The organism is Mycobacterium sp. NTMscope_MAC_12, from assembly GCF_976985675.1.
The window spans coordinates 2,537,160-2,558,042 of record NZ_CDRJYY010000001.1 but is presented as its reverse complement, the minus strand read 5'-3'; the positions used below and the strand labels follow the sequence as shown (position 1 = coordinate 2,558,042).

The window sequence follows — 20,883 nt, the reverse complement described above, 5'->3', positions numbered from 1 at the left end:
CTCGCGCCGCGCGGGTGGCTAGGGACGAACCGCCCTTTCCCTACTAGGCCCCATGCTCGCCCGACGATCATCGAAATGAACCGCTATCGCCGGCGCCTCGTGGATGATGATCGATGGTGCATATCATCCGGACCGCGAGCGCCTTTCCCGCGCGGCTGTGGCGCAGCCCGCTGCGCGGGCCATGGCTGACAGCGGTATTCGGCTCGGTCCTGTTGGTGACCCTGCCAGTCGTGATCCTCACCGGCCTGCTGTCCTACATCGCCTACGGGCCACGATTCGGCCAGGCCATCCCCGGCGACGTCGGCTGGCTGAAGTTGCCGACCTTCGACTGGCCCACCCGCCCGTCCTGGCTGTACCGGCTGACCCAGGGACTTCACGTCGGACTCGGGCTGGTGCTGATTCCCGTGGTGCTCGCCAAGCTGTGGTCGGTGATACCGCGGCTGTTCGTGTTGCCGCCCGCGCGGTCGATTGCCCAACTGCTGGAACGGGTTTCGCTGCTGATGCTGGTCGGGGGCGTCCTATTCGAGATCGTCACCGGCGTGCTGAACATCCAGTACGACTACATCTTCGGATTCAGCTTCTACACCGCGCACTATTTCGGCGCGTGGGTCTTCATCACCGGGTTCGCCATGCACGTGGCGGTCAAAGGCCGGCGCATGTGGTCCGGTCTGCGCTCGATGTCGCTGCGCGACGTGCTCCGCACCGGGCGCTCCGACACCAAGCCGCAGCCCTGGCGGCCCGACGGGCTGGTCGCCGCCGACCCCGGACCCGCGACGATGAGCCGCCGCGGCGCGCTGGCGCTGGTGGGCGGCGGTGCGCTCTTTCTCGCGCTCATCACCGCCGGTCAAACCGTGGGCGGGTATGCCCGGCCCGCCGCCCTGCTGCTGCCACGCGGGCGCAGCCGCGGCAACGGGCCCAATGACTTCGAGGTCAACCGGACCGCGGCGGCCGCCGGAATCGCCCCCGAGGACACCGCCCACCGATGGCGCCTGAGGATGACCGGCGGCCCCCGACCGGTGACCGTCGACCGCGCCGCGCTGCTGGCGATGCCGCAGCACACCGCGGTGTTGCCGATCGCCTGCGTGGAAGGGTGGTCGACCACGCAAACGTGGAGCGGGGTGCGGCTGGCGGATCTGGCCCGGCTGGCCGGCGTGCCCGCACCGGCATCGGCGCGGGTGTCGTCGCTGGAACGCACCGGCGCCTTCGGCGGCGCCACCCTGCAGGGCAGCCAGGTGTTGCACCCGGATGCGCTGCTGGCGCTTCGCGTCAACGGCGCGGATCTGTCCCCGGACCACGGTTTCCCCGCGCGCGTCATCGTGCCCGCGCTGCCCGGCGTCCACAACACCAAATGGGTGGCCGCCATTGACTTTCGGACGGCCGCACATGCGTAACGCGTTCGCGAGGCTCTACGGATCCCATCCGCTGCACCTGCTGACGATGATCGCCGGATTCGCGCTGCTGGGCTATGCGGTCGCCACGGTCAAACCCGTCACGCTGTGGAACCCGGGCGTGTGGTGGCAGTCGATCATCGTGTGGTTCGCCGCGGCCATCGTCGCCCACGACCTGGTGTTGTTCCCGGTTTACGCGTGCCTCGACCGGCTGCTGCCCCGCCGACCTGCGCGCCCCGGCCCCGACTTGCCGGTGCTCAACTATCTCCGGGTGCCCGCGCTGGGGGCGGGCCTGACGCTGCTGGTGTTCTTGCCCGGCATCATCGAACAGGGCGCCGCCACCTACCGGGCCGCGACCGGCCAGACCCAGGACCCGTTTCTGGGTCGGTGGCTGCTGTTGACCGCCGTGATGTCCGCGGTCAGCGCCGGAATCTATGCCATCCGGACGGCCATGGTGTGGCGGCGGACGCGGGGGCGGGAAATGGCATCTCGGGCAACGAATCAACCCTCCCGCGACGGGCCTTAAGGAATTCTTGGTGACACCTTGGAGTGTCCTACCGGGTCCGTGCGCGTCCCGTGCATCCCTTCTGGCGTCACTAGACTCGTGTCATGTGGGGAGCCGAAAGGAAGGGGCACGACCCGCGATCTGCGTGGGCGTAGCCGCGCTGGTCATCGCGATGGGCTGGTCGCCCGGCGGCGCGCCAGGACCGGCCACGCCGGCTCTCGATCTCGGCATCAACGCCTTGCCCGGATCGCAAAGCGGACCCGACGGCATCTTGCCCGTGCAAGCCACCGGCGGAGAAGGATGCATCATCGGCCTTAATTGCGGGTGCCTGCGCAACTGCCATAGGGCGCACCCCCGCCCACCGAGTGTTCCCGCCAAAACCCAGCGCTCCACTCCCGCCCCGAGGAATCCCTAGCCGCCTGATTTCTTGACGGCGGTTCGACCGCGGCCCGCACCGCTTTCCTATCATTTACCGAATGAGCGCCGGTGGGCTGGATATCGAGTCGTCGCCGGCGTTCTCCATTGAGGACCCGGCCCGGTTTCGCGCCGCGGGCTGGTGGTGCGATACGACGCTGTCGGACGCGGTGCGTCGCAACGCCGCGCAAACCCCGGACCGTCCCGCCTATGTCGACCACGACCAAACGTCGCTGACATGGCGCGAATTCGACGGTGTCGCAACACGTTTGGCTGAAACGCTGGCCGGCGCCGGTGTCGCGCGCGGGGATCGGGTCGCGGTGTGGCACGGGGATTCCGCGGCCATCCACGCCCTGTTCGTCGCGGTCGAACGCTGCGGGGCGGTGGTCGTCGGCGTCGGCGCGCGGGCCGGCACCCGCGAGGCCGCCGCGATACTGCGCAGCGCCTCGCCGAAGGTCCTGATCAGCGACGAACCCCACCGCGAAGCCGCGGCGGGCGTCGCGGGCGAACTCGGGCTGCCCGCGCTGCTCCTGAGCCGGACGCTTCGCCTGGATGTCGACGCCGAACCCACGGCGCTCACGAGCGACCGCCGGCTCGGCCCGGACGACGTTTTCCTGATCAATTCCACCTCGGGGACCACCGGGCTACCCAAGTGCGTCGTGCACACCCAGAACCGTTGGTATTACTTCCATCAGAAGGCCGTCGCGAACGGGCTGCTGACGCCGGATGACATCTTCCTGCCGGTCATACCCACACCATTCGGGTTCGGGCTCTGGACCAGCCACACCACGCCGATCTACCTCGGCGCCACGGCGGTGCTGCTCGACCGGTTCACCACCAAAGCCACCTGCGAGGCGATCGCCCGGCACAAGGTCAGCGTATTGTGCTGCGTCAGCACACAATTGACGATGCTGATGGCGGACCCGGCCAGTCGCGAGCACGACCTGAGTTCGCTGCGCGTCGTCTACACCGGCGGGGAGGCATTGCCGTATCGGCCCGCGGCCCAATTCGAGGACCTCACCGGCGCCAAGATCCTGCAGTTCTTCGGCTCGAACGAGACGGGGATGCTGAGCGCGACCACCGCCGACGACTCGCGTGAACACCGGCTCCGCACGGGGGGCCGCATCATCCCCGAAATGTCGGTCCGGCTCTTCGACGGAGACCGCGACGTCACCGACACGGGCCGGGGCCAGCCCGCGTGCCGGGGCCCGGCCACCAGCCTCGGTTACCTCGGCGGCACCGACCACGACAAGCTGTTCACCCGCGAGGGGTGGATGCGCATGGGCGACATCTGTGAAATCGACGCGGACGGCTATCTGCGGGTCACCGGGCGCACCTCCGACTTCATCGTGCGCGGCGGCAAGAACATCAGCGCAAGCCAGGTCGAAGACGCCGTCACCACCCATCCCGCCATCGCGGTGGCGGCCGCGGTCGCCATGCCCGATCCGGTGTTCGGCGAAAAGGTCTGCCTCTATGCCGAACTCACCGACTCCGCCACCATCGACCTTCCCGAGCTCGTCGAACACCTGCTGGCGCTGGGAGTTTCCAAGGAACTGCTGCCCGAGCGCCTCATCATTGTCGACGAACTGCCCCGCTCGTCGGGCGGAAAGATAGCCAAAGGCCTACTTCGCGAGGATATTGGAGCGAGGATGGAGGCTGGCCATGAACGCACCTGACGCACGCCGCGGCGGGCTGGAAGTCTGGGCGCCGTCGGTGGTTCCACCGATCGGCGTCGAACTCTCCCACGAGCAGGCGCTTGCCATCGCGTTCCGTCACCTCGCCGGCATCGGGTTCGCCGAGAACATGGCCGGCCACATCACCTGGCAGCTCGACGGCCAGACGGACATGTTCGTCAATCCCTGGGGTCTGTGGTGGCAGGAGATCACCGCCTCCGACATCTGCGTCGTGGATGGTGACGCGCACGTGGTCAGCGGTCGCTGGGACGTCACTCCGGCGATCCACATCCACACCGAACTCCACCGCGCCCGCCAGGACGCCCGCGTGGTCATCCACAACCACCCGTACTACGCATGCGTGCTCGCCGCGCTGGGCAGGCTGCCGGAGTTGGTGCACCAAACCGGTTCGCTGTTCCTCGACGACCTGTGCCTGGTCGAGACCTACGACGGCGAAATCGACAGCCCCACTCGCGCCGCGGATCTCGCGGCCCGCATCGGCGCGGCCAACCTGACCATCCTGGCCAACCACGGCGTCATCGCGACCGGCCGCAACCTGCCCGAGGCCGTCTATCGCGCGGCCTCGATCGAAAGAGTATGCAAGCTCGCCTACGACGTCATGCTCACCGGCAGGGAGCCGGTCCCCATGCAGTGGTCGGACATGGCCGGCATGCAACGCTCGCTGATCGAACGGGCCGCCGACGTGTACTGGGCCGGGGCCGCGCGCATGACGATCAAGGCCGACCCCGACGTACTGACTTGAGCCGCAAGGAGATTGACGCGTGAAATCGATCGACGAGCTGGCCACCGACCTGAACTTCACCACGGCCAAGACCGGCACCGAGCGGTCAGTCACCTTTCTGCCCGATCCGCCTCGGGCGCCGCGCCGCTACACGGTGATCTCGGTCGACGACCACATCGTCGAACCCCCCGACACCTTCACCGGCCGGCTGCCCCGAAAGTTCGCCGACCGCGCGCCCAAAGTCGTCGACACCGACACCGGGGGACAGACCTGGGTGTACGACGGGCAAGAACTGCCCAACGTCGGCTTCAACGCCGTGGTCGGGCGACCGGTGGCGGAGTACGGCTTCGAACCCGTCCGATTCGACGAGATGCGCAGGGGCGCATGGGATATCCATGAGCGCGTCAAGGACATGGATCTGAACGGCATCTACGCCTCGCTCAACTTCCCGTCGTTTCTCCCGGGCTTCGCCGGACAGCGGCTGCAGCAGGTGACCAGCGACCGCGACCTGGCGCTGGCCTCCGTTCGGGCCTGGAACGACTGGCATTTCGACGTGTGGGCGGGCTCGCACCCCGACCGCATCATTCCCTGCCAATTGCCGTGGCTGCTCGATCCCGAGCTCGGCGCGACGATGATCTACGAGAACGCCGACCGTGGCTTTCACGCCGTGACGTTCAGCGAGAACCCGGCGATGCTGGGACTGCCGAGCATTCACACCGATCACTGGGATCCGATGATGGCCGCGTGCGCCGAGACCGGGACCGTGGTGAACCTGCACATCGGGTCCTCCGGGTCGTCGCCGTCCACCACCGCGGACGCGCCACCGGACGTGCAGGGCGTGCTGTTTTTCGCCTATGCCATCTCCGCGGCGGTCGACTGGTTGTACTCGGGGCTGCCCAGCAGGTTCCCCGATCTGAAGATCTGTCTGTCCGAAGGCGGAATCGGTTGGGTCGCCGGGCTGCTCGACCGCCTCGACCACATGCTCAGCTATCACGCGATGTATGGCACCTGGCAGGCGCTCGGCGAGCGGCTGACCCCCGCGGAGGTGCTGACCCGCAACTTCTGGTTCTGCGCGGTCGAGGACAAGTCGTCGTTCGTGCAGCGCGACCGGATCGGGGTCGACAACATCATGCTGGAAGCCGACTACCCGCATTGCGACTCGACGTGGCCGCACACCCAACAAGCCATCCACGAACAGATCGGCGATCTGCCGCCCGACGTCATCCGTAAGTTCAGCTGGGAGAACGCGTCCCGCTTGTACCGGCACCCGGTGCCGGCCGCGGTGCAACAGGACCCCGAGGCATTCTGACCGGTTAGCACCCTTGACCTCCGGGGGGTTCCCTGCGCCGACGGCTTGGTGTAAGTTACGTTTAGTATGTACTGAACGATCTGATGGAGGCGTATGTCGCCGGAAGAGGCCGAGTTCGTCGACCGCCTCGGGCTGTTCTTCGAGCTGCTGGGCGCCACCCGCACCATGGGTCGGCTCTACGGGTGGCTGCTGATCTGCGATCCGCCGCAGCAGTCGCTGACCGCGCTGGCCGCCGCGCTGTCCGTGAGCAAGGCGTCGATCAGCACCGTCGCCCGCCAGCTGCTGGAAGGCGGCATGGTGGAGCGGTTGCCGAGCCCGAACCGGCAACACCTCTACCGGGTCAGGCCAGGCGGGTTCACCAGCGTGCTGGAAACCCAGCTGTCGCTGATGCGGCTGGGCATCGAGCCCGCCGACTTCGCGCTGTCCGTGCTCGGGGAGGACCGCGCCGAACAGCGCCGGCGCGTCGAGGACTTCCGCGATTTCTGCGAGTTCTGCACGCAGGCCTACCGCGACCAGCTCATGGAAATGTGGACGGAATACCGCGCGAACAGGAGACAGCGATGACCGCACCGGACAAAGTCGACTTCAGCTCGGTCGCCTGGGGTTCGGTGGAATGGACGAACCTTGTCACGTTGTATCTGCGCGCGTGCGAAAGCCGTTCGAAGCGACCGATTTTGGGGGACGGGGTAGCGGCGGAGGCGGTGGACCGGATCGGCTATGACTTCAAGCGCATGCGCCGGAGCACGATGCCCGCCTCGAACCAATACTTGGTCGCCTTGCGCGCCAAGAAGTTCGACGACTGGTGCGCCGATTACCTGTCCCGTCATCCCGACGCCGTTGTCCTGCACCTGGGTTGCGGCCTTGACGGCAGAGCCTTCCGCCTTGACCTACCGCCGTCGGTTTCCTGGTTCGACGTCGATCAGCCCAGCGTCATCGGGCTGCGGCGGCAGCTCTACGACGACACCGAGCGCTACCGGATGATCGGCTCGTCGGTGACCGAGCTGCGGTGGCTGGACCTAGTTCCCGCCGGGCGCCCCACGCTGGTGGTGGCCGAGGGCCTGCTGATGTACCTGCGCGAAGAGGAAGTCCGGCGGCTGCTGCAGCGTCTGATCGACCGATTCCCCGGCGGCGAAATGCATTTCGATACGCTCTCGGCCCTGGCCCCGCTGCTGTCCAAGGTCTTCACCAGGGGCATCATCACCTGGGGCATCCGAGACGCGCGCCAGCTGGCGGCCTGGCATCCCCGGCTGCGGTTCCTCGAGCAGACCCCCGCGCTGGCCGGCTACAAGCACATCCCGTCGGCCGCGGTGCGGTTGATCTACCACGCCACGTGGGTGATGGGCGGGCGCGGCTACGACGTACTCAACCGCTTCGAATACTGAACCGTCACAGGTCCGACGCCAGCCGGCGCAGAATGTCGGTCGCGGGCTCGGCGGTCGCGTGCCGAAAACCGGTGCCCGCCCACAGGTGTACGTACTCGGGCCTGCCCGCCGCCGCGGCCGCCTTGCGCAGCGGGCTGGTCAGGTGGTGGATGGCGGGATAACCCGGAGGCGCCTCGGCTTCGTGGGCGTCGATGAACGCGTTGCGCAGGCCGCGCGCCGGTCGGCCGGTGAAGGCCCGGGTCAGCACCGTCTCCGTGTACGCGGGATCGGCAAGTGCCGCCTGATGAGTGGCCGACGCGCCGCTCTCGGTGGCGCGCAGCAGCGCGGTCCCGACGGCGGCCGCGGCCGCGCCCGCCCGGATCACCTCGGCCACCGCGGCCGGCGTGGCGAGCCCGCCGGTGGCCAGCACCGGCAGGGGAACCGTCGCCGCGACCTGCGTGACGAGATCGACGATCCCGACGGGCGTCAACGGTCGCAACGGCGCCAGGGTGCCGGAATGCCCGCCGGCGTCCGCCGCCTGCACGACGAGCATGTCGACCCCGGCGGCGTGCGCCTGCGCCGCCTCCTCGGCCGTCGTGACCGTCTGGACCACCACGCTCTTGGCCCGCTGCAACGCCGCGATCACGTCGCGCGGCGGAATCCCGAACGTGAACGACACCATCGGAACCGGATCGTCGAGCAGCAGCTCGATCTTCTCGTCGAACCTGTCGTTGTCCTCGATGGGCTCGGACGGCAGCGTCAGGCCGAACTGGTCGGCGTCGGCCGCAATGTTCGAGGCGTAGGCCCGGTAGCGCTGCGCGTCGACCGGCAACGGGTTCGGTGCGAACACGTTGACGCCGAACGGGATCCCTTCGGCGCGAACGGCTTTGATCTCGGCTTCGACGGCCTCGACGGTCTTGTAGCCGGCGGCCAGCACGCCCAGGGCCCCCGCGCGGGTGGCGGCCGACACCATGGCCGGCGTGGTCGGGCCCCCCGACATCGGGGCCGCAACCAGCGGAATGGACATCCCGAACTGCGCCAACATCTCCATGCGTAGACAATATCGGCCGCGATCGGCGCTGCGGCGCTGCGGCGGTGCGCCAGCGTTCCGCCGTGACCACCGACCTGGCAGGATGCTTGAGCGTGAAACGCCCCAACTTCCTCGTGATCGTCGCAGACGACCTCGGGTTTTCCGACATCGGCGCCTTCGGCGGCGAGATTGAAACGCCCAACCTCGATCGGCTCGCCTACTCCGGGATCCGGCTCACCGATTTCCATTCGGCGCCGGCGTGCTCGCCGACCCGGGCGATGCTGTTGACCGGGACCGACCACCACATCGCCGGCATCGGCACGATGCTCGAGGTGGCGTCCCCGGGATTTCGCGGAGCGCCCGGCTACGAGGGCTACCTGAACGATCGGGTCGTCGCGTTGCCCGAACTCCTGCGCGACGCCGGGTATCTGACGCTGATGTCGGGCAAATGGCATCTGGGCGCCACGATCGACAGGTCGCCGTGGGCGCGCGGTTTCGAGCGATCTTTCGCGCTGCTGCCCGCCGGAGCCAGCCACTACGGGGGAGCGGGCGCGCGTGGGTTTTCGCCGGTGCCAACGCTTTACACCGAGGACGACCAATTCGTCACCGTCGGGGACGACTTCTACTCGTCGGACTCCTACACCGACACGTTGCTGCGCTACCTGGATGAGCGCGCACCCGAGGACGACCGCCCGTTCTTCGCCTATCTGCCGTTCCAAGCGCCGCACTGGCCGTTGCAGGCGCCCGACGAATCCGTCGCCAAGTACCGCGGACGCTACGACCAGGGACCGGACGCGCTGCGCGAGGAGCGACTGGCCGCCCTCAAGCGGCTCGGCCTGTGCCCGCCCGACGTCGTCGCGCACCCGGTGGTGGCCGACGGCGCCCCGGAATGGGCCGACATGACCGACGAGCAGCGCGCGCGCTCGGCCCGCAGCATGGAGGTCTACGCCGGGATGGTGGACCGGATGGACCACAACGTCGGCCGGGTGATCGACTACCTGTCGGCCAGCGGCGAACTCGACGACACCGTGGTCATCTTCCTGTCCGACAACGGCGCCGAGGGCGCGATCGTGGAGGCGATGCCGCTGCGCGGCGCGGAAATCGCCGCGCAGATCGAAAAGAATTGCGACAACAGCCTCGACAACCTCGGCCGGCCCACGTCCTTCATCTGGTACGGGCCGCGCTGGGCGCAGGCGGCCACCGCGCCGTCGCGTCTGCACAAGGCGTTCACCACCCAGGGCGGGATCCGCGTGACGGGCTTCATCACCTGGCCGGGCTTCGCCCGGCAACAGCAGATCGGCACCGCGTTCAGCACCGTCATGGACATCGCACCGACGTTGTTGGAGCTGGCCGGCGCCGCACACCCGGGCACGTCCTACCGCGGCCGCGAGGTCGCCCCCATGCGCGGCCGCTCACTGGTGGAGTACCTGACCGGCGCCGCGGAGACCGTGCACGACGCGGACACCGGGACCGGCTGGGAGCTGTTCGGCCGCCGCGCCATCCGGCAGGGGGACTGGAAGGCGCTGCACCTGCCGGCCCCGTACGGTCCGGGCAGTTGGCAGCTCTACGATCTGGCTTCCGATCCCGGTGAAGTCGACGACCTGGCCGCGTCGCATCCCGACAAGCTCGCCGAGCTGGTGGCGCTGTGGGATCGCTACGTCGAAGAAACCGGCGTGATCCTCGAACCCGTCTCCGTCTTCGAGACCGAGCTCTAGCTACCGGTTCACCGCTTCTCGATCACGTGCCGGGTCGGTGGGCCTCAAATAGCTCGACTGAACCACTGTGCCGCGCGACCACGACGTCGAGTCCCGCGTCGTCGAGCCAGCGCTGCACGTCACCGGCCTGGGGCGTATTCCCGAAAAAGCCGGCCGCCTGCAACGCCGTCACAAAGCGATCTTGGCGCCAGCCGCGACCCCGGACACACGTGCTCCCGCGCAGAATCCCACCCGGCTTGAGCACGCGGGCGAGCTCGACCACCGCAGCCTGCGGATCAGGAAGGCAATGCAGCCCGTTGAACGTCAAAACCAGGTCAAACGTGTTGTCCTGGAAGGGCAAATCTGTGATATCGGCCTCGCTGAATTCCATCAGGCCGACCACGCCCAACTGGGTCGCCCGGCCGCGCGCCCGCCTCAGCATGTCCGACGAAATGTCCGCGGCCACGTAGCGGCAATCCTGCCCGCGGCGCAAACCGCGAAACGCGAAGCCTCCACCGCACGGGATGTCAAGGATATGGGCGCCATCGGGAGCATCGCCGACCCGCTGAACCCCTTCCAGGAGGTCATGGAACACCAACCCCCACAACACTTTTGCGCCCACCGTAGCGACGCCGTCATGCATCGCGGCCGTGTTGTACAACGCCGATGCCACCCGAGCGGCACGCCAGCGGTCCGTTACCTGCCCCATGCGTTGACTCTAACCGCGGAGTCGAGGTCGGCGGTGTCGGGGCTTGGGGCGTTCAATACTTTCTTCGGGGACCTGCTATCAGGAGGCGTGGGCCGGAATGGCTTGGAGGATTTCAACTTCTCCCTCGTCGTCAATTTCGGCTGAGCTCGCCGTCGGAGCCGGCACGCGGCCTCGTCCCGGTTGACCGGTTCCCGCCTGCGCCGGGCGGTTCCGCTGCTGTGGGGATGGCGTTGTCGATGAGGACGGCGGCGATGGCGCCGGCGGTGGCGAAGGATTCGGTGTTGAGGACTCGGTTGCGCGCCGAGGCGCCATCCAGGAGCAGCGCGAGTTGTTCGCCGAGCTGTTCGGGGTCGGTGGCGCCGGCTTCGCGCGCGGTTTCGGCGAGGCGAGCGGCAAAAGCCTTCTTGTAGTCGCGGGCGTGGACGCGTGCCGGGTGGCCCGGGTCGCGAATCTCGACGGCCGCCGCGATGAACGGGCACAGGGGCCCGTGAATGTCGAATGCGGCGAGGAGCCGTTCACGCGGCGTGAGGTCGGTGCGGTCGAAGACCTCGGGCAGGATGTCGGGATCGAATCGGCGGAGGTGTTCGGCGATCAGCTCATCCTTGCCGGTGAAGTGCTGGTAGAACGTGCGCTTGGACACTTGGGCCACCGCGCAGAGCTGGTCAAGGCCGGTGCTGTTGATGCCTTGATCGCGGAACAGTTGTCGTGAAGCGCCCAGGATGCGCTCGCGTGCGCCCCTGCCGCGGCGCAGCCCTCGCGGCCCCTTCTCCAACTCGGTCATAGAGCCAGCCTAGCCCAGTTGGGTACGGATCGGTGTGCATAGCTTGCATTACAGATGTCTCTCCGATACGTTAAGCACACAGTTCGGTGTATATAACATCGGCGCTACGAACCGGATGGAGTAATCGTGGGAAAGCTCGATGGAAAGGTCGCAGTGATCACCGGCGCGACAAGTGGCATGGCCCTGGCCGGCGCCAAGTTGTTCGCCGACGAGGGGGCTCACGTCTTCATCACGGGCCGACGGAAGGACGCCCTGGACGAGGCCGTCGAACAGATCGGGCGGAATGTGACCGGCGTGCAAGGTGATTCGGCCGAACTCGACGATTTGGACCGCTTGTTCGACACGGTCAGGCGGGAGAAAGGCGCGATCGACGCGTTGTGGGCAAGCGCCGGGATAGGCAAGCAGAACAGGCTCGGCGAGATCACCGAGGCGGACTTCCATGACGCCTTCTGGCTGAACGCGCGCGGCACGCTGTTCACCGTGCAGAAGGCGCTGCCGCTGTTCAACGACGGCGGCTCGATCTTCATGACCGGATCGAACGCATCGCTGCGCGGCTACCCGAATTGGAGTGTGTACGCGGGAAGCAAGGCCGTGCTGCCCGCCTACGCGCGGGTGTGGGTGGCCGAGTTGAGGGACAGGAAGATCCGGGTGAACGTGCTGACTCCCGGCCAGGTCGCCTCGCCGATGTTGGATGAGGTGATGGACGAGGAGATGAAGGCCCAGTTCCAGTCCGTGATCCCGCGGCGAGAGATGGGCCGCCCCACGGAAATTGCGTCGGCCGCGTTGTTCCTCGCCTCCGACGACTCGAGCTATGTCAACGGCATGGAGCTGGTGGTCGACGGCGGCACCACGGTGATCTGAGTGAGCGACGACCACAACCACACAGGAGTAACCATGACCACGTTCACCCCGCACCGCGGCACGGTGCAGGCCTTCGTCGACTGCATGCACGGCGGCGCAGACAAAGACGCACTTTCCGGACTCCTCGCCGAGGACGCGGTGCTCTACGGCCCGCTCGGCGATGACCCACTCACCGGCCGGGAGGCCGTCCTGGGCGCCATGCAAGGGGTCGGCACGGTGGCGACCGATCTCGCCTACCAGGAAGTCCTCAGCGGCCAGACGCACCACGCCGCGTACTTCCGGCTGCAGGTCGAAGACACCGTGGTCGACGGGATGGACTACATCCTGCTCGACGAGGACGGCAAGATCGCCGAGGTGACCATATGGTGGCGCCCGCTTCCGTCCGGCGTGCAGATGCAGCGGCGCCTTGCCGGTCTGCTTGGCATGCAGCCCTGGGAACTACGCACGAACGACGAAACTTGATGGCGTGCCGTCGACGGTGGAGCACGCAAGACAGCAGCCCGGCTCGACGGCCCAGTTAGGAATTCCCGCCGTCACGCGGGACGACCCGCCAGCTGGGCCAATTGTGCTGCCCCCTCGGCTGTTTGGGTGGTCAGCACGATCCGTCCGGAGGTGACCTGTTCCTCGATGATCGGCGCTTCCAGCACCAGGTTGTCCCGGATGAAGGCCACATGGTCTTTGAGATGCTCGGCGGTGAACGACGCCCACGCCGCCGCCGACGGCGGGTCGAGCACCAGGGTCACCTCGTAAAAATCTGCCGTCAGGGCCTTGGGCGGGTCCACGTGGATCAGCCCGAGCTGCATGGTTTCCGGACCCAGCGCGTACACGTTGGCCCGGCCGATGTCGCAGGTGTTGAGGGCGTCGGTCGGGGCGACGGGGACGTTTGGACCCATGTCCGGGCACTTGGTGGCGGGCGTCGTCGGATGTGACTTTGTCACCGGCCGAACGGGCAGCGGCGCAATCTTCACGATCGGCGGCGGCGCCGGCGGCGCGGCAGAAGTGGTGGGCGCGTTGGTGGTCGGCGGGCTGGACGGCGCGGGCTTGTGCGCCGAGTGGCAGCCACACGTCAGCGCCGCAAGTAGACCGATGGACCCAAGCCAGGCGACGGCGTTGCGCACGCGAACTCGACGGGGACACATCGAAACACACTCTACTCACGTATCCGGAGGATCCTCGGAACTCTTGCACCGCAGTTTCTTTGGTGCCAAGCGGGCGCGGTGCCGCCGAGGGGGAGATGTGCCATCCTTTACTGACACTACGAATATAGAGTAGTGTCTCGATCCTGAATGGCTATGGATAAACGACGAAAGCCTAATCCCGCCGAGCGCCGCCGCGATTTATGCGATGCGGCGATTCGATTGTTGGCCGATGACGGGGCCAAGGGGTTGAGCCATTTGAAGGTGGATCGCAAGGCGGGCGTGCCGGACGGCACGACGTCGTTCTATTTCCGCACCCGCTCGGCGTTGCTGCGGGCCGTCGCGGAGCGTTCGGCCGAGCTCGACCTCGCCGAACTGCAGGCGATCGCGGACAGTTCCGAGGCCGGCGGTGAGGCTCCCACACCCTCGCGGTTGTCGCAGGTCGTCATCCAGGCTGGCAGCGATCCGCAGCTGTACCGGACCCGGGCGCGATATGAGCTGACCATGCAGGCCACCCGCGATCCCGCGCTGGCCGCGATCCTGCAGCAGGCCACCGACGAGTTCACCAAGCTGCATCGGGAAATCCTCGTGCAGCTCATGCCGCATGGCGCGGAGCTGGATCCGGCCGTCGTCGAGGATCTGAGCAACGTCACGTTGACGTTCATCAACGGCCTGCTGCAGCGGTTTGCCCATGGCGACCGGATCGTCGACAGCGCCGAACAGCTCGATGGGGTCTTGTCGGCGATCGCGGCCGGGATATTGAGGAGTTCGGACAAGGGGCGGCTCACCCAGGCGGGCGGCCTGCAGCTGCTGCGCGGCGGGGCGGCGGGGTCGCAATGAGAGCCCCGGCCGGATCCGGCGCGCGGGGCTCTTACCCTTGCCAGAGCACCCGCAGTATGGTTCTCTACGACAATAGAGTGAGTCCACGTTCATGCGCCGTTTTGAGCCGAACTTGTGCACACGCCAGAGCGACGCAATTAAGCGGAGTGTGTAAATTGCCCCGGACCGAATCCAGCACCGTAACGCTGGCAGCGCGGGCCCCGGCGCTGGTAATCCGGATATCCAAAACTGCAGCGGTAGGAGGGGTTTCGTGACGGCGAGCACCGACAGCCATGTTCGTTTCGATCCATACGACGTCGGGCTGATCGCCGACCCCTACCCGATGTTCGCGCGGTTGCGCGAAGAGGCGCCGCTGTACTACAACGCCGAATTCGACTTCTATGCGGTGAGCCGCTACGCCGACGTCAGCAAGGCGCTCGTCGACCACGAGACGTACAGCTCCGCGCGCGGCGCGATCCTCGAGCTGATCAAGGCCAACCTCGAAATCCCGTCGGGCATGTTGATCTTCGAAGACCCGCCGATCCACGACGTGCACCGCAAACTGCTGTCGCGGATGTTCACCCCGCGCAGGATCGCCGCGCTCGAGCCGATGATCCGCGACTTCTGCGCCCAACTCCTGGACCCGCTGGTGGGCTCGGGGCACTTCGACTTCGTCACCGACCTGGGCGCGCAGATGCCGATGAAGGTCATCAGCATGTTGCTCGGCATCCCCGAAGACGACCAGGAGTACATCCGCGACCGGGGCAACGCGCAGCTGCGCACGGAGGCCGGCAAGCCCATGGACGCGGCCCAGCACGGCCTGTCCGTGGGTGAGCAGTTCGAGGCGTACATCGACTGGCGCGCGGAGCATCCGTCCGACGACATCATGACCGAACTTCTCAACGTCGAGTTCGTCGACGAATCCGGCACGACCCGGCACCTCAGTCGCGAAGAGATCCTCGTCTACCTCAACGTCGTCGCCGGGGCGGGCAATGAAACCACCACCCGGCTGATCGGTTGGTCCGGAAAGGTTCTCGCCGAGCACCCCGATCAGCGCCGCGACCTCGTCGAGAATCCCGCGCTCGTCCCGCAGGCCATCGAGGAGCTGTTGCGCTACGAACCGCCGGCCCCGCACGTGTCCCGGTACGTGACCCGCGACGTCACCGTGCACGACCAGACGGTGCCCGAGGGCAGCGTGATGATGATGCTCATCGGATCGGCGTGCCGCGACGAGGCCCAGTTCGGGCCCGACGCGGGCGAATTCAACATTCATCGCGCGGTCCGTCCGCACCTCACGTTCAGCATGGGCACGCACTTCTGCCTGGGCTCGGCGCTGGCGCGCCTGGAGGGCCGCGTCGCGCTAGAGGAGATTCTCAAGCGTTTCCCCGAATGGGAGGTCGACCTGAGCAAAGCCACACTCAGCCCCACGTCCACGGTGCGGGGCTGGGAGTGCATGCCGGCGCTGGTGTCACGATGACAAGTCGGGTGAATGGGCGGGTAGAAGGGAAGGTCGCCTTCATCAGCGGCGCCGCCCGCGGTCAGGGCCGCAGCCACGCCGTGCGTCTGGCGCAGGAAGGCGCCGACATCATCGCCATCGACGTCTGCGGGCCGATCGAGAACCTGGCCTATCCGCACTCGACGCCGGAAGACCTCGACGAAACCGTCGATCTGGTCAAGGCTCTCGACCGCCGCATCGTGACCGCTCAGGTCGACGTCCGCGACTACGACGCGCTGAAGGCCGCCGTGGACAGCGGGGTGGAACAGCTCGGCCGCCTCGACATCATCGTCGCCAACGCCGGCATCGGCACCTTCGGCAACAAGCTACACAAGATCCGCGAGAACATCTGGCACGACATGATCGACGTGAACCTCTCCGGCGTGTGGCACACGGTGAAAGCCGGTGTGCCACATATTATCTCTGGGGGCCGGGGCGGCTCCATCGTGTTGACCGGTTCCGTCGGATCGCACAAGGCCATGGCGCACACCGGCCACTACATTGCCGCAAAGCATGGAGTTCTGGGGCTGATGCGGGCGTTCGCCGTCGAGCTGGGCGAGCACAACATTCGGGTCAACTCGGTGCACCCGAGCCAGGTCAACACCCCGATGACGATCAACGAGGTGACGTTCCGGTTGTTCCGGCCGGACCTGGAAAATCCCGGGCCGGACGATTTCGCGCCGTTCTCGCAGATGATGCACACGTTGCCGGTGCCCTGGGTGGAAGCCGTCGACATCAGCAATGCCGTCCTGTTCCTTGCCTCTGACGAATCGCGTTACATCACAGGCGTTTCGCTACCCGTCGACGCGGGTGCTCTGCTCAAGTAAGCATTAACAAAAATTCAACTGAAAGAAGAAGACTATGCCCGAGTACGACTACGAAGAAATGAAGAAGGAAGCCGAGCAGTACATCAAGTTCGAAAAGGATAAGAAGAACCGCATCGCCTACATCACCTTCGACCGCCCCGACGCGCAGAACTCCACCACCCTGGGGATGCGGCAGAACTACGCCGATCTGATCCACAAGTGCAACGTCGACGACGACGTCAAGGTCGTCGTGATCCGCGGCGAGGGTGAGGATTTTGGTAGCGGCGGAGACCTGCCCGAACAGCGCGGGATGCTGGAGAACCCGGGCATGCCCCTGTTGCACGAACTCGCGATCAACGACGACGACGTCAAGTACCCGCCCGGCGGCTCCTACCGCTACCTGTCCACGGTCACCGACTTCTACGCCAAGGCGCGCGCGGGAAACCGTCCGCTGCAAGAACTTCGGAAGATCAGCATCATCGAGGCCAAGGGCTACTGCTACGGGTGGCACTTCTACCAGGCCGGCGACGCCGACCTGGTGATCTCCTCCGACGACGCCCTGTTCGGCCACCCGGCGTTCCGCTACGTGGGCTGGGGCCCACGGCTGTGGTGGTGGGCCGAGACGATGGGCCTGCGCAAGTTCTCCGAAATGCTGTTCACCGGAAGGCCGTTCAGCGCCAAGGAGATGTACGACTGCGGCTTCGTCAACAGCGTGGTGCCCCGCGACAAGCTGGAAGACGAGACCCTCAAGTACGCGCTGGCGTGCTCGAAGGCCCGCCCGACCGACACCGTGGCCGTGCAGAAGACCTTCCTGGAGCTCTACAAGCAGCACAAGGGCGAGTACTTCGGCAGCCTGCTGACCGGCATGGTCGAGGGCATGCTGCCGATGATCGCCAATGACGCGCAAGAGGTCGACCTGACCGCGGGCACCTTCGAGAAGGGCCTCAACAACGTCGTCAAGGACAACGACATGAACTTCCCACCGGAGTGGCGACTGAGCCGCTCCGGTCGCGCGAAGCCCTGACCACCTTGCGAGGGCGCACATGTCGGCGCTGACGGCCTTCAGGGTCATCGAATTGGCGGGGTCGGTCGCGGGGGAGTACTGCGGAAAGCTGCTGGCCGACTTCGGCGCCGAAGTGATCAAGGTCGAGGCGCCGGGTCGCGGCAGCCCGACGCGGGCCATGGCGCCCCGTCTCGCCGACGGCGTTGAGGGCGGCGCATTGTTCGCCTACCTCAACACCAACAAACGTTCCGTCGTTCTCGACACCGCCTCGCGAGCAGGCGCCGAGCGTCTGGATCGGCTCATCGGCGGCGCCGACGCGGTCATCGACGACGGCGACACCGATTGGGGGCGGCGACACCCGAGCGCAGTGTGCTGCTCCATCACGCCGTTCGGCCGTGACGTCCCGGCCGAGTACGCGAATGCGAAGAGCATCAACGTGTTCCACGCCAGCGGCTGGGGCTATCACACCCCCAGCCATCCGGACCCGACCAGGCCGCCGCTGCGGGGGCCGGGCCGATTCCTGCCCGACTACGAGGCGGGGCTGGAGGCGGCGCTGTGCGTCGCGGCCGCGTTGTTCGGGCGCCTGCACTCCGGCCGGGGCGAGACCATCGACGTCTCCCAGCAGGCGGTGCTGGTCTCGCGGGCCGATTGCATTCTCGGGCGCCTGGTCACCGGCGAAGTCCCCGCCCTCGGCACCCGGGACGACTACGACCAGCAGGGTCCGGCGTCGTTCTTCGCCTGTGCCGAGGGCTTTGTCTATCTGTACCTGACCAGCCGCGCCCACTGGCTCGGCGTCAAGGAGTTGATGGGCCGCCCGATTTGGCTCGACGACTTCGACGACGACTGGCTGGAGTTCTCCGTCACCCCGGACAAGGTCGTCGCGTTCCAGCGGGGATTCGCGGCGTGGGTCCGCGACCTGTCCAAGGAGACGGCGGCCGACGAGGCTCAGCGCCTGGGCGTGCCGCTGGTGCCGGTCAACGAGGCCGCCGACCTGCATCGCTCACCCCAGTACCGTCACCGCGGCTTCTTTTCCGACGTGAGCCACCCCGTGCTCGGCGACGCGGCATACCCCACGGTGCCGTACCTGTTCAGCGCGTCCCCCGCTGAAATCGCCTCCGCGGCACCCGCGCTCGGCCAGCACACCGCGTCGGTCCCGGACCTCCTCGACACTCCACACGCCCCACCGGCGGTGCATTCGGCGCAGCTGAAGCCGCCCAAGACACCGCGCGGTGGCCCGCTGGAGGGGGTGCGCGTCGTCGAACTCACCAAGGTGTGGGCCGGCCCGTACGCCGGCAAGCTGCTGGCGCTGTTGGGCGCCGAGGTGATCAAGGTCGAAACCGCGGCGCTGCCCGAGGAGATGCGGGCCTACGGCGGCACCGACATCAACCACGCGCCGTTCTTCCTGAGCATCAACCCCGAGATCTTGAGCGTCGACATCGACATCAAGTCCGACGAGGGCATGGCGCAACTGCGGGACCTGATCGCCCGCAGCGACATCGTCATCAACAACCTGCGGCCGGGCGCGATGGAGCGCCAAGGCCTCGGGTACGACCGGCTCACCGATATCAAACCCGACATCATCTCGGTGTCGATCAAGATGTGGGGCAACGACGGGCCGCTGGGACATCAGACCGGCTACGCGCCCTGCTTCGCCGCCCTGGCCGGCCTCGCGCCGCTCGTCGGCTACGCCGGCGGGCCCCCGCTCGGAACCAGCATGCGCTACGGGGATTCCACCGTCGGCGCGGCGGCCGCATACGCCGCCGTGGTGGCCCTGCTGCACCGCGAGCTCAGCGGCGCAGGGCAATTCGTCGACGTGTCGGCCGTCGAAACCCTCTCCTCGATGATCGGGGATAGCCTGCTCGAACACAGCCTCACCGGGCGACGACTCGGCGCCGACGGAAACCACCACCCCGACATGTGCCCGCACGGCTGCTACCCGTGCGCGGATGGCTCTTGGGTCAGCGTGGCCGTCTCCAACGACACCGAATGGCGGCGGTTGTGCGGCGTGCTCGGTGCCGCCTCGCTGGCCGGCGACCCCCGCTACGCCACGTCAGAGGACCGACGCCGGCACGTCGAACCCCTCGACGCCGATCTCGCGTCGCTGACCCGCGCCCTCGACGCCGAGGAACTCGCTCATCGGCTACGAACGGCGGGAGTGCCGGCCACCAAGAGCGCCACCGCCATGGATGTGATTGCCGACCAACAACTCTGGGACCGCGAACTGTTTCGTTTCGTTTCGGACCATCGCGAAGGCCAGCGGCCCGTGCTCGGACCGTCCTGGCGGCTGGCGCGCAACCCCGCGCGGATTGCGCGCGGCGCGCCCGACCTGGGCGAGGACACGGATTACGTTCTGCAGGAGATATTGGGCACGCAACCGACGGGCGGATCATGACAATCTTGGCGCAGACCGCGGCCCTGGTGACCGGCGCCAGTAGTGGCATCGGAGCGGCGACGGCCAAAGCGCTGGCCGCCGAGGGCGCGGCGGTGGCCCTTCTCGCGCGCCGCGGCGACCGACTGGCGGAGCTGAAGGCCGAGATCGAATCCTCCGGCGGCACAGCGCTCGTCGTCGCCGCCGACGTCACCGACGCCGAGCAGGTCGCGGCCGCCGTGCAGCGCACCATCGCTGAGTTCGGGCGCCTCGACACCTTGGTGAACAACGCCGGCCTAATGCAGTCGGCGCCCGCGACCGAAGCCTCGCTGCAGGATTGGGACAACATGGTGGCCGTCAACGTGCAGGGTGTCCTCTACGCGACGCGCGCGGCGCTACCGCACCTGATCGACGCCGCCGCCGACTCGCCCCGCGGCGTGGCGGACCTGGTGACCATCAGTTCCACCGCCGGGTGGGTGGCCCGGCCGAATACCGCCGTGTATTCGCTGACCAAGTTCGGGGTCAACGCGTTCAGCGAAGGCATCCGCCAAGAGGTGCTCGGCAAGCGGGTGCGCGTCGGCGTGGTGGGCCCGGGAACGGTGGATACCGAGATCTTCAGCCATCTGGCCGAATCCTCGCGGGAGGCCTTCGAAAAGCAGACGTCGGGCATGGTCATGCTGCGGCCCGAGGACATCGCCGACGCGGTCCTGTTCATGGTCACCCGCGACCGACGGGTGGCGGTCAACCACATGCTGGTGCGCGCCGCCGAACAGACCTGGTAGCGCTGTG

At 67.3% G+C, this 20,883-nt stretch carries 20 protein-coding genes; 16 read left to right on the top strand and 4 right to left on the bottom strand.

Features of this window, described 5'->3' with window-relative positions:
* Window positions 1-113 precede the first annotated feature (113 nt).
* From AC0KS4_RS11775 to AC0KS4_RS11745, 7 genes are all read left to right on the top strand, one after another.
* Entirely contained in the window at window positions 114-1,391 is a 1,278-nt protein-coding gene (locus AC0KS4_RS11775) for a molybdopterin-dependent oxidoreductase (RefSeq protein WP_225328154.1), read from the top strand.
* The gene (locus tag AC0KS4_RS11770) at window positions 1,384-1,914 is read left to right on the top strand and encodes a hypothetical protein (RefSeq protein ID WP_238955909.1); all 531 of its coding nucleotides are present in this window, start codon (window positions 1,384-1,386) and stop codon (window positions 1,912-1,914) included. The genes AC0KS4_RS11775 and AC0KS4_RS11770 overlap by 8 nt, the downstream gene beginning before the upstream one ends.
* 455 nt (window positions 1,915-2,369) lie before the next feature.
* Window positions 2,370-3,983 (top strand): class I adenylate-forming enzyme family protein, encoded by a 1,614-nt coding sequence (locus AC0KS4_RS11765; protein ID WP_238955908.1) that lies wholly within the window; start codon window positions 2,370-2,372, stop codon window positions 3,981-3,983.
* Entirely contained in the window at window positions 3,970-4,743 is a 774-nt protein-coding gene (locus tag AC0KS4_RS11760; protein WP_238955907.1) for a class II aldolase/adducin family protein, read from the top strand. Before AC0KS4_RS11765 ends, AC0KS4_RS11760 begins: the two co-directional genes overlap by 14 nt.
* Window positions 4,744-4,762: 19 nt before the next feature.
* Window positions 4,763-6,031 carry an amidohydrolase family protein gene (locus tag AC0KS4_RS11755; protein WP_238955906.1) on the top strand — a complete coding sequence of 423 codons (1,269 nt, stop codon included), beginning with the start codon at window positions 4,763-4,765 and terminating at the stop codon, window positions 6,029-6,031.
* Between the two features lie 93 nt (window positions 6,032-6,124).
* A complete protein-coding gene (locus AC0KS4_RS11750; RefSeq protein WP_238955905.1) occupies window positions 6,125-6,595 on the top strand; it encodes a GbsR/MarR family transcriptional regulator in 471 nt (156 codons plus the stop codon).
* A complete protein-coding gene (locus AC0KS4_RS11745; protein ID WP_238955904.1) occupies window positions 6,592-7,413 on the top strand; it encodes a class I SAM-dependent methyltransferase in 822 nt (273 codons plus the stop codon). Before AC0KS4_RS11750 ends, AC0KS4_RS11745 begins: the two co-directional genes overlap by 4 nt.
* Window positions 7,414-7,417: 4 nt before the next feature.
* Here AC0KS4_RS11745 and AC0KS4_RS11740 read toward each other — a convergent pair whose 3' ends face one another.
* Complete coding sequence (locus AC0KS4_RS11740; protein WP_238955903.1) at window positions 7,418-8,443, bottom strand: NAD(P)H-dependent flavin oxidoreductase; 1,026 nt, start codon at window positions 8,441-8,443, stop codon at window positions 7,418-7,420.
* A gap of 92 nt (window positions 8,444-8,535) precedes the next feature.
* Between AC0KS4_RS11740 and AC0KS4_RS11735 the strand changes: the two genes are divergently transcribed.
* Window positions 8,536-10,137 (top strand): arylsulfatase, encoded by a 1,602-nt coding sequence (locus tag AC0KS4_RS11735; RefSeq protein WP_225328162.1) that lies wholly within the window; start codon window positions 8,536-8,538, stop codon window positions 10,135-10,137.
* A gap of 22 nt (window positions 10,138-10,159) precedes the next feature.
* Here AC0KS4_RS11735 and AC0KS4_RS11730 read toward each other — a convergent pair whose 3' ends face one another.
* A complete protein-coding gene (locus tag AC0KS4_RS11730) occupies window positions 10,160-10,789 on the bottom strand; it encodes a class I SAM-dependent methyltransferase (protein WP_238955902.1) in 630 nt (209 codons plus the stop codon).
* A gap of 166 nt (window positions 10,790-10,955) precedes the next feature.
* Window positions 10,956-11,606: a TetR/AcrR family transcriptional regulator gene (locus tag AC0KS4_RS11725; RefSeq protein ID WP_225328164.1), complete on the bottom strand. Its 651-nt coding sequence runs from the start codon at window positions 11,604-11,606 to the stop codon at window positions 10,956-10,958.
* Window positions 11,607-11,732: 126 nt separating this feature from the next.
* On the opposite strand from AC0KS4_RS11725, the gene AC0KS4_RS11720 reads away from it, so the two are divergent.
* Entirely contained in the window at window positions 11,733-12,467 is a 735-nt protein-coding gene (locus AC0KS4_RS11720) for an SDR family NAD(P)-dependent oxidoreductase (RefSeq protein WP_225328165.1), read from the top strand.
* A 33-nt stretch (window positions 12,468-12,500) separates the two neighbouring features.
* Window positions 12,501-12,929 (top strand): nuclear transport factor 2 family protein, encoded by a 429-nt coding sequence (locus tag AC0KS4_RS11715; RefSeq protein WP_225328166.1) that lies wholly within the window; start codon window positions 12,501-12,503, stop codon window positions 12,927-12,929.
* Window positions 12,930-13,000: 71 nt separating this feature from the next.
* On the opposite strand, the gene AC0KS4_RS11710 is transcribed toward AC0KS4_RS11715, so the two are convergent.
* Window positions 13,001-13,606, bottom strand: coding sequence for a SecDF P1 head subdomain-containing protein (locus AC0KS4_RS11710; RefSeq protein ID WP_255642030.1), 606 nt, complete (start codon window positions 13,604-13,606; stop codon window positions 13,001-13,003).
* A 153-nt stretch (window positions 13,607-13,759) separates the two neighbouring features.
* Here AC0KS4_RS11710 and AC0KS4_RS11705 point away from each other — a divergent pair, with 153 nt between their 5' ends.
* The 6 genes from AC0KS4_RS11705 (at window position 13,760) to AC0KS4_RS11680 (ending at window position 20,876) form a co-directional block, all read left to right on the top strand.
* Window positions 13,760-14,443, top strand: coding sequence for a TetR/AcrR family transcriptional regulator (locus AC0KS4_RS11705; protein WP_225328167.1), 684 nt, complete (start codon window positions 13,760-13,762; stop codon window positions 14,441-14,443).
* 250 nt (window positions 14,444-14,693) lie between these two features.
* Window positions 14,694-15,899, top strand: a complete 1,206-nt coding sequence (locus AC0KS4_RS11700) for a cytochrome P450 (protein ID WP_238955901.1) — start codon at window positions 14,694-14,696, stop codon at window positions 15,897-15,899.
* Between the two features lie 8 nt (window positions 15,900-15,907).
* Window positions 15,908-16,744: a mycofactocin-coupled SDR family oxidoreductase gene (locus AC0KS4_RS11695; RefSeq protein ID WP_308193079.1), complete on the top strand. Its 837-nt coding sequence runs from the start codon at window positions 15,908-15,910 to the stop codon at window positions 16,742-16,744.
* Window positions 16,745-16,778: 34 nt separating this feature from the next.
* The gene (locus tag AC0KS4_RS11690) at window positions 16,779-17,747 is read left to right on the top strand and encodes an enoyl-CoA hydratase/isomerase family protein (protein ID WP_009952401.1); all 969 of its coding nucleotides are present in this window, start codon (window positions 16,779-16,781) and stop codon (window positions 17,745-17,747) included.
* A 19-nt stretch (window positions 17,748-17,766) separates the two neighbouring features.
* Window positions 17,767-20,118: a CaiB/BaiF CoA transferase family protein gene (locus AC0KS4_RS11685; RefSeq protein WP_238955899.1), complete on the top strand. Its 2,352-nt coding sequence runs from the start codon at window positions 17,767-17,769 to the stop codon at window positions 20,116-20,118.
* Window positions 20,115-20,876, top strand: a complete 762-nt coding sequence (locus tag AC0KS4_RS11680; protein WP_225328170.1) for an SDR family NAD(P)-dependent oxidoreductase — start codon at window positions 20,115-20,117, stop codon at window positions 20,874-20,876. The genes AC0KS4_RS11685 and AC0KS4_RS11680 overlap by 4 nt, the downstream gene beginning before the upstream one ends.
* The last annotated feature ends 7 nt before the right edge of the window (window positions 20,877-20,883 follow it).

What these genes read in the sequence shown, in the direction of transcription:
- AC0KS4_RS11715 (WP_225328166.1), top strand. Translation starts at nt 12,501, where the DNA reads ATGACCACGTTCACCCCGCACCGCGGCACGGTGCAGGCCTTCGTCGAC.
- AC0KS4_RS11750 (WP_238955905.1), top strand. Translation starts at nt 6,125, where the DNA reads ATGTCGCCGGAAGAGGCCGAGTTCGTCGACCGCCTCGGGCTGTTCTTC.
- AC0KS4_RS11685 (WP_238955899.1), top strand. Translation starts at nt 17,767, where the DNA reads ATGTCGGCGCTGACGGCCTTCAGGGTCATCGAATTGGCGGGGTCGGTC.
- AC0KS4_RS11680 (WP_225328170.1), top strand. Translation starts at nt 20,115, where the DNA reads ATGACAATCTTGGCGCAGACCGCGGCCCTGGTGACCGGCGCCAGTAGT.
- AC0KS4_RS11745 (WP_238955904.1), top strand. Translation starts at nt 6,592, where the DNA reads ATGACCGCACCGGACAAAGTCGACTTCAGCTCGGTCGCCTGGGGTTCG.
- AC0KS4_RS11740 (WP_238955903.1), bottom strand. Translation starts at nt 8,443, where the DNA reads ATGGAGATGTTGGCGCAGTTCGGGATGTCCATTCCGCTGGTTGCGGCC.
- AC0KS4_RS11765 (WP_238955908.1), top strand. Translation starts at nt 2,370, where the DNA reads ATGAGCGCCGGTGGGCTGGATATCGAGTCGTCGCCGGCGTTCTCCATT.
- AC0KS4_RS11775 (WP_225328154.1), top strand. Translation starts at nt 114, where the DNA reads ATGGTGCATATCATCCGGACCGCGAGCGCCTTTCCCGCGCGGCTGTGG.
- AC0KS4_RS11725 (WP_225328164.1), bottom strand. Translation starts at nt 11,606, where the DNA reads ATGACCGAGTTGGAGAAGGGGCCGCGAGGGCTGCGCCGCGGCAGGGGC.
- AC0KS4_RS11710 (WP_255642030.1), bottom strand. Translation starts at nt 13,606, where the DNA reads ATGTGTCCCCGTCGAGTTCGCGTGCGCAACGCCGTCGCCTGGCTTGGG.
- AC0KS4_RS11705 (WP_225328167.1), top strand. Translation starts at nt 13,760, where the DNA reads ATGGATAAACGACGAAAGCCTAATCCCGCCGAGCGCCGCCGCGATTTA.
- AC0KS4_RS11770 (WP_238955909.1), top strand. Translation starts at nt 1,384, where the DNA reads ATGCGTAACGCGTTCGCGAGGCTCTACGGATCCCATCCGCTGCACCTG.
- AC0KS4_RS11760 (WP_238955907.1), top strand. Translation starts at nt 3,970, where the DNA reads ATGAACGCACCTGACGCACGCCGCGGCGGGCTGGAAGTCTGGGCGCCG.
- AC0KS4_RS11690 (WP_009952401.1), top strand. Translation starts at nt 16,779, where the DNA reads ATGCCCGAGTACGACTACGAAGAAATGAAGAAGGAAGCCGAGCAGTAC.